At 62.2% G+C, this 7,883-nt stretch carries 5 protein-coding genes; 2 read left to right on the top strand and 3 right to left on the bottom strand.

Features of this window, described 5'->3' with window-relative positions:
• A partial coding sequence (locus tag D1646_RS22830) for a hypothetical protein (protein WP_207709434.1) occupies positions 1–295 on the top strand: 295 nt, incomplete at its 5' end.
• 66 nt (positions 296–361) lie between these two features.
• Here the strand turns inward: D1646_RS22830 and htpG are convergent.
• Entirely contained in the window at positions 362–2,278 is a 1,917-nt protein-coding gene (gene htpG, locus D1646_RS01630) for a molecular chaperone HtpG (RefSeq protein WP_160634751.1), read from the bottom strand.
• Between the two features lie 559 nt (positions 2,279–2,837).
• Here htpG and rpiB point away from each other — a divergent pair.
• Entirely contained in the window at positions 2,838–3,275 is a 438-nt protein-coding gene (rpiB, locus tag D1646_RS01625; RefSeq protein WP_160634750.1) for a ribose 5-phosphate isomerase B, read from the top strand.
• Positions 3,276–3,306: 31 nt separating this feature from the next.
• Here rpiB and D1646_RS01620 read toward each other — a convergent pair whose 3' ends face one another.
• Complete coding sequence (locus tag D1646_RS01620) at positions 3,307–4,965, bottom strand: ribonuclease J (protein WP_160634749.1); 1,659 nt, start codon at positions 4,963–4,965, stop codon at positions 3,307–3,309.
• A gap of 422 nt (positions 4,966–5,387) precedes the next feature.
• Positions 5,388–7,745 carry a sugar phosphate nucleotidyltransferase gene (locus D1646_RS23600; protein ID WP_160634748.1) on the bottom strand — a complete coding sequence of 786 codons (2,358 nt, stop codon included), beginning with the start codon at positions 7,743–7,745 and terminating at the stop codon, positions 5,388–5,390.
• Positions 7,746–7,883: the final 138 nt, after the last annotated feature.

Here is a 7,883-nt window from a genome sequence, read left to right as displayed (position 1 = left end):
TTCTCAAAGCTTTTCCGTGTCCAAGCTCTCGTTACCGGGCGGCAGGGTTCGGCTGATTGAGTGCTGTCAGAGCGAGGAAAAGTTTCTTTTTTGCTTTACAAAGAAAAGGGAGCGCCCTCTTCAAAGTTTTTCCAAGCCCAGGCTCTCGTTACCGGGCGGCAGGGTTCGGCTGATTGAGTGCTGTCAGAGCGAGGTAAAAGTTTCTTTTTTGCTTTACAAAGAAAAGGGAGCGCCCTCTTCAAAGTTTTTCCGAGTCCAGGCTCTCGTTACCGGGCGGCAGGGTTCGGCTGATTGAGTGCTGTCAGAGCGAGGTAAAAGTTTCTTTTTTGCTTACTTTTTTCTTTTCAAAGAAAAAAGTAAGTTAGACCATCAGGGAGCAGACCAGCTGGGCGTACTCGGAGGGGTCCTCCAGGGGCAAGCCGGCCAGCAGGAGGGCCTGGGCATAGAGCAGCTTGGAGTACTTGGACACGGTGTCCTTGTCCTCCGCCTCCACCGCCTTTTTCAGGGCGGCGAAGGGGGCGGAGTCGGCATTGAGCTCCAGGACCCGGTCGGCCTTCATCTGCTGGCCGCCCTCCACCTTGCTCATATACTTCTCCATCTCGATGGAGACGGGGCCGTCGGCGGACAGGCAGCAGGCGCCGGATTTCAGGATGGAAGAGATGCGCACCTCCTTCACCTGACCGCTCAGAGCCTCCTTCACCGCCTCCAGCACCGGCTTGCCGGCCTCGGCCTTCTCCTCTGCCTGCTTCTTCTCCTCCTCGCTCTGGGGCAGGGCGTCCTCCTCGGTGACTGACTTGAACTGTTTGCCGTCAATCTGGCCCAGACCCTTCATCACAAAGTCGTCCACGTCCTCGGTGCAGTACAGAATCTCGTAGCCCTTATCCAGAATGCGCTCCACCTGGGGCAGCTTGGCGATTTTTTCCACGCTTTCCCCGCAGGCGTAGTAGTAGTAGGGCTGATCCTCGGGCATCCGGTCCTTGTAGGCGGCCAGGGTGGTGTTCTTCCCCTCCTTGGAGGACCAGAACAGCAGCAGGTCCTGGAGCATCTCCTTGTGCTGGCCGTACTCCGACACCACGCCGTACTTCAGCTGAGAGCCGAAGGCTGTCCAGAATTTCTCGTACTTCTCCCGGTCCTCCTTCTGCATGGTGAGCAGCTCGTTCTTGATCTTCTTCTCCAGGGCGGAGGCGATGACCTTCAGCTGGCGGGTGTGCTGGAGGATCTCACGGCTGATGTTCAGGGAGAAATCGGCGGAGTCCACCACGCCCTTTACAAACCGGAAGTGGTCGGGGAGCAGGTCGGCGCACTTGTCCATAATCAGGACCCCGGAGGAGTAGAGCTGGAGGCCCTTCTGGTACTCCCGGGTGTAGAAGTCATAAGGAGTCTTCTCTGGGATGTAGAGCATGGCCTTGTAGGTCACCGCCCCCTCGGCGCTGGTGTGGATGACGGCCAGGGGGTCCTGCCAGTCGTTGAACTTCTCCTTGTAGAAAGCGTTGTACTCCTCCGGCTTCACCTGGGACTTGGGCCGCTGCCACAGGGGGACCATGGAGTTGAGGGTCTTCCACTCGGTGATGGTCTCCCACTCGGGCTTGTAGTCCTCAGGGGCGTCCTCCGGCTTCTCCTTCATCCGGTAGTCCTCCATCTCCATGGTGATGGGGTAGCGGATGTAATCGGAGTATTTTTTGATTAACTCCTGGAGTTTATGGGTCTCTAAATACTGGTCGTAGTTCTCATCGTCGGCGTTGGCCTTGATGTGCATAATAACGTCGGTGCCAGGGGCCTCTTTCTCGCACTGAGTGATCGTGTAGCCGTCGGCCCCGTCGGACTGCCACATCCAGGCCTGGTCGCTGCCCCAGGCCCGGGAGATGACCGTCACATGGTCGGCCACCATAAAGGCGGAGTAGAAGCCCACGCCGAACTGGCCGATGACATCAATCTCACCGGCCGCCTTGTCGTCCTCCGCCAGACCGGCCTTGAACTGGCCCGAGCCGCTGCGGGCGATGGTGCCCAGGTTGGACTCCAGGTCCTCCTTGCTCATGCCCACGCCGTTGTCGGATATGGTGAGCAGGCGGTCCTCCTTGTTGGGGATGATGGTGATTTTCAGGTCGCCGCGCTTCACCGTTACGCTGTCGTCGGTGAGGGACTGGTAGGCCAGCTTGTCCTCCGCGTCGCTGGCGTTGGAGATGAGCTCCCGCAGAAAAATTTCCTTGTGGGTGTAAATGGAGTTGACCATCAGGTCCAGCAGCCGCTTGGATTCCGCTTTGAATTGCTTCTTTGCCATAATTTTGATTCCTCCGTGTATATTAAATTTCTTTCATAACAGATTGATTAGCACTCAAATAACTTGAGTGCTAAAACTTATGATAGCGCACAGAGGGAGAAAAAGCAAGAGAGTTCACAAAATATTTACACTTTCTCTGAGCTGCTCCTTCAATTCGTAAAGCAGAGAAAAATTGTAGAACGGGCCGGGGTAGTTCCACCTTGTGATGCCGCAGGAGCGCACCAGCGGCGAAGCCGCTTGCCCCCTTTGGCAAAGGGGGCCCCTGAGCGAAGCGAGGGCGGGGGATTGTCCCTGGAAGCACTATCTTCTATCCCAGATTTCAAGTCGAAGCAGTGCCAGCAAATCAATCCCCACAGGCTTCGCCTCCGCCCCTTTTCAAAGGGGCCTGGCCCTGCTGGCGCAGGGCCATTAAGCGGCAGGCTAGGGTCGTCCCAACCCACAAAAGATACTTTACGAATTAAACTAATCTGCATATCTCCCCCTTGCATATTCTCCAAAAAGGCGATACAATAAAACAGAAAAGAGCGCGGGCCTTCCGCGCAGAACGGAGGAGCGTTTTATGATCGCAATCGCGTCTGACCACGGCGGCTACCAGCTGAAGGAGCACATCAAAGCCTATCTGGCCGCCAAGGGGATCACCTGTGAGGATTTCGGCACCGAGAGCACGGAGAGCTGCGACTACCCCGCTTTCGGCAAGGCGGCGGCCCAGGCGGTGGCGGACGGTCGCTGTGAGAAAGGGATTGTCATCTGCACCACCGGCATCGGCATCTCCATCTCGGCCAACAAGGTGAAGGGCATCCGCTGCGCCCTGTGCGGCGACGTGCTGTCCGCCGAGATGACCCGCCGCCACAACGACGCCAATATGCTGGCCATGGGGGCGGCCATTGTGGGCGCCATGACGGCGGAGCGCATTGTGGATGTGTTCCTGAGCACCGAGTTTGAGGGGGGCCGCCACCAGCGCCGGGTCAATTTGATGATGGAGATTGAAAAGGAATAAAAAATTGCCGCCCACCGGGCGGCAATTTTCATTATACCTCCATGATAACAGGCAGGATCATGGGGGAGCGCTTGGTTTTCTTGTACAGGTAGCCGGACAAATCGCCCTTGATGGCCCCCTTGATGGCGGACCAGTCGGTGGCATAGCGGGTATCCACGTGGCGCAGGGCCTCCACCGCCACCTGGCGCAGCTCCTCCAGCAGGCCCTCCGACTCCTTCACATAGACGAAGCCCCGGGTTATAATGTCCGGGCCGGAGAGCAGAGAGCCGTCCTCCCCGGACATGGACAGCACCACCACAATGACGCCGTCCTCCGCCAGATGCCGCCGGTCCCGCAGGACCACGCTGCCCACGTCGCCCACGCCGTAGCCGTCCACAAAGACCTGCCCGGCGGTGACCGTCCCCGCCAGCTTGGCGGAGTTGTGGGTGAACTCCATGACCCGGCCAATGTCGCTGATGAGGATGTGGTTGGCCTCCATGCCCATCTGCCGGGCCAGCTTGGCGTGGATCTGGAGCATCCGCTGCTCCCCGTGGAGGGGGATGAAGAATTTGGGCTTGACCAGGGCGTGGACGATTTTCAGCTCCTCCTGGCAGGCGTGGCCCGAGACGTGGAGGGCCAGGTCCCGCTCGTTCATCACCTCGACCCCTTTGCGGTAGAGCTCGTTGACCACGTTGCCGATGGCGTTCTCGTTGCCCGGGATGGCGGAGGCGGAGATGATGACCCGGTCCCCGGGGAGCAGGTCCACCTGGCGGTGGGTGTTGAAGGCCATGCGGGTGAGGGCGGACATGGTCTCCCCCTGGCTGCCGGTGGTGATGATGCACACCCGGTTCTTGGGCAGGGATTTAATGTGGTTCAGGTCCATAAGGATGCCGCTGGGAATGTTCATATAGCCCAGCTCGGCGGACACCTTCATCACGTTCTCCATGGACCGGCCGGTGACCGCCACCTTCCGCCCATAGCGGGCGGCCACGTCGATGACCTGCTGGATGCGGTCCACGTTGGAGGCGAAGGTGGTAACAATAATCCGCTCCTCACACCCCCGGAACAGCGCGTCGAAGGAGGCCCCCACGCTGCGCTCGGAGCGGGTGTAGCCGGAGCGCTCCACGTTGGTGGAGTCGGCCAGCAGAGCCAGGACCCCCTCCTTGCCCAGCTCGCCCAGGCGGGCCAAATCCATCATGCCCCCCTGAATGGGGGTCGCGTCAATTTTAAAGTCGCCGGTGTGGACGCAGACCCCCACCGGGCACTTGATGGCGAAGGCCACCGCGTCGGCGATGGAGTGGTTCACATGGATGAACTCCACGCTGAATCGGCCCGCCTTCACGGTCTGCCCCGCCTCGCAGGTGATGAGCTTGGTCCGGTCCAGCAGCCGGTGCTCCTCCAGCTTCAGTTTGATAAGGCCCGCAGACATACGGGTCGCGTAGATGGGGGCGTTGATGGACCGCAGCACGTAGGGCAGGGCCCCGATGTGGTCCTCGTGGCCATGGGTTATGAAGATGCCCCGGATCTTGTTCTGGTTTTTAATCAGGTAGCTTACGTCGGGGATGACCACGTCGATGCCGTACATGTCGTCGTCGGGAAAGCCCATGCCGCAGTCCACCACAATGATGTCGCCGCCGTACTCGTAGACGGTGAGGTTTTTGCCGATTTCGTTAAGACCGCCCAGGGAAATAATTTTCAGTTTTTCTGCCATATTAACTCCTTTGCTGTTTCCTCCAGCCCCTTCATCGGGGCCGGGGTGTGGATGGATTGACTGATGTATCGCAGAAAAAGCCGTAGAAAACAGGCCGCGGACACAGCACGGCAACCAGACGAAGGACTGCCCCGCTCCGGCCCTGCCTCGCCGGTTTGGGTGCGCGCTCCCTTCGTCTTCCCGTCAATTTCTGCCTTGGTCCGCAGCCCGTCCCCGCCTGTCCTACGGTTGGGCGCTGCGGAATCTATTTAGACGCCGGGGCGGGAGAGGTCCCCCAGCCCCATCCGGCGTTTAAATCAATGGGCTCCAATCTCCAAACGCTCCCTCTCAGCGGGGAACTGGAAAAATTGGAATAGCTGCTCTTAGTTTACCACACATTTCCACAAAAGTATACTATGCTTTTGTGAAAAACAAAAGCACCCTTAATTGTCTCCCTCTTGGGCACATTGTTCAGAAATGGCCTGGTCAAGCTCCGCTGTCCGGCCCGCGTAGAAGTCGCACAGCTCGGCGGCCAGCTCCAGGTCGGGGCCCTCGGCGGTGATGCGAAGGGCGGAGCGCCGGGCGATGGGGGTCAGGTAGACCCAGCCGCTGCCGGTGCGCAGGCGCAGGCCCTCCCCCTGGGGCTGGCGGGCGCTCTCCCGGGCCAGGGCCTGCATGACCCGGCCCCGGTCGGAGCTGAGGGGTACCTCCCTGCGCCAGGAGGAGAACCGGGGAGTCTTGGACACCAGGGTCTCCAGCTTCTGTCCGGAAATGGCCATCCGGGCGCAGATGCGGGCGGCGGCGGCGGGGGCCTGACGCAGCCAGGGTTGAGCGGCGTAGAGAGTCCGGGCCTGGTCCCCGTCCCGGTCCAGCCGGAGTATGGTGCCGCCGTAGCCTGCGGCCACCAGCTCCACCGCCGCGCTGGCCCCGGCGGGGACCGCCGCCTTGCCGCAGCCGTTTTCCATCTCAATGAGTACCGCCAGGGCCAGCAGCTGTCCGGCGTCCACCACCGCCCCCCGCTCGTCCTGGGCGGTGAGGGAGAATCCTCCCCGCTGGCTCTGGAAGGCCACAATGCCGGGCCGCCAGACCTCCTCCAGCTTGCAGCCCATGGCGGACAGCACCGCCCGGAGGGCCCGGTCCTCGGGGGTCGCCGTCCCCACCGCGGCGGTCACTTTCCGCAGGGCGGGGCGGTGGAGGCTGGCCAGCTGGGCGGTGTGCCTGGCCCACTGCTCCGGTGTAAGCTCCATCCGGCGCAGCCGGCCCACCTTGTCTCCACGGGTCCGCCGCAGCTCCCCCTGGAGCAGGGCCTGTTCCAGCTTCCGCTCCCGGGCTCGGCCCAGGGGCAGGCCGTCCTTGTCAAAGAGGTGGAGGTAGATGGTTTTGCCGCACTCCTCCACAAAGAGGGAGACGGGCAGGCCCAGCTGAGCCGCCGCCCCCGCCCCCTGTACCGGACTGTCCAGGGAGTGGGTCAGCACGTCGCCCCCCGCGGCGGCAATCCCGGCGGCGGCGGCCCGGGCCAGCATCCCGGCACCGGGGACGGAGGAGCAGCCCAGCCCCACCGGTCCCTCCTGGCCCAGAATACTGCCCAGAGCCAGCAGCGCCTCGGGGCCCATGTCCTCCCCCAGCACGCCCCGGATGGTTCCGCTGTCCCCGAAGCGCAGGGCCCCCTTCTGGCTCCCGCTGGTGATGGACCGGGCCAGACGGCAGCCGGCGGGGGCGGTCTGTCCGGGCCAGAGGCGCACCCGCTCCAGCAGGGTGCTCCCCTCCTCCGCCAGGGCGTTTTCCCCCAGCACCGCCCCCTCGTTGAGGACGGCCCCCTTCCGGGCGGAGGAATTTTTGCACAGAATGGCGCCGTACAGGGTTGTGCGGTCGCCGGCGGAGGCGTTTTCCAGCAGGATGGACCGCTGGACCATGGCCCGGTCCCCTACCTGCGCCCCCCGGTCCAGCACCGTGTGGGGACCGATGAGACAGCCCTGTCCCAACTCCACCCCTTCGGAGATCCAGCAGGGGGGCACCAGGTTCAGTCCCTGGGGGAGGGGCTGGGCGGACCAGACCCCACCCTCACGCTTGGGCAGGCCCATGTCCAGCTTTACCTTGCCGGACAGAGCGTCACAGGCGCAGTCCAGATAGGCCTGGCAGTCCCCCATGTCCCGCCAGTAGCCCTCCAGGGGCAGGCCGAAGAGGGGGGCGCCCTCCCGGAGCATGGCGGGGAACAGGTCCTTGCCGAAGTCCCAGGCCGTCCCCTGGGGGACCCGGTCCATGGCGGCGGGGGAGAGAATATAGATGCCGGTGTTGATCTGGTCGGTGAACACCTGGCCCCACCCCGGCTTCTCCACAAAGCGCTCCACCCGGCCGTCCTGCCCGGTGAGCACCAGGCCGTACTCCAGAGGCGTCTGGTGGTGGTACAGCCCCAGCGTGGCCTGGGCCCCCCGCTCCCGGTGGAACTGCATCAGGGCGGTCAGGTCCAGGTCGCAGACACAGTCCCCGCTGATGACCAGAAAGTCCTCGTCCCCCAGCTGGTTCATGCAGCTTTTTACGCTGCCTGCCGTCCCCAGAGGTTCCTCCTCGGTGAACCAGGTCAGCCGCACCCCCAGCCGTTCCCCGCTGCCGAAATAGTCCATGATGGACTGGGGCTTGTAGCACAGGGTTACGCACAGCTCGGTGACGCCGTGGGATCTCAGCAGATTGATAATGTGCTCCATCACCGGCCTGCCCAGCAGAGAGGTCATGGGCTTGGGACTGCCCAGAGACAGAGGCCGCAGCCGGGTCCCCTCACCGCCCGCCATTATGACCGCTTTCATTTGCTTCGCCATCCTTCCGTTGCTTCATGACGGTTAGTATGGCTGGAATTGGACGTTTCAACACTAGACCGGAGCGGGAATATTTGGAACTGACGGGTTTGCCGCCTTGTATTTTCTGTCGGTCGCAGCAGGTATAGC

Source organism: Pseudoflavonifractor sp. 60 (assembly GCF_009911645.1).
Lineage (GTDB): Bacteria > Bacillota > Clostridia > Oscillospirales > Oscillospiraceae > Lawsonibacter.
Note: the sequence above shows the minus strand (reverse complement) of the source record. Positions and strands in the feature narration are given on the sequence as shown.

Excerpts from the sequence above, each read along its gene's own strand:
- htpG (WP_160634751.1), bottom strand. The coding sequence starts at position 2,278 with ATGGCAAAGAAGCAATTCAAAGCGGAATCCAAGCGGCTGCTGGACCTG.
- rpiB (WP_160634750.1), top strand. The coding sequence starts at position 2,838 with ATGATCGCAATCGCGTCTGACCACGGCGGCTACCAGCTGAAGGAGCAC.
- D1646_RS01620 (WP_160634749.1), bottom strand. The coding sequence starts at position 4,965 with ATGGCAGAAAAACTGAAAATTATTTCCCTGGGCGGTCTTAACGAAATC.
- D1646_RS23600 (WP_160634748.1), bottom strand. The coding sequence starts at position 7,745 with ATGAAAGCGGTCATAATGGCGGGCGGTGAGGGGACCCGGCTGCGGCCT.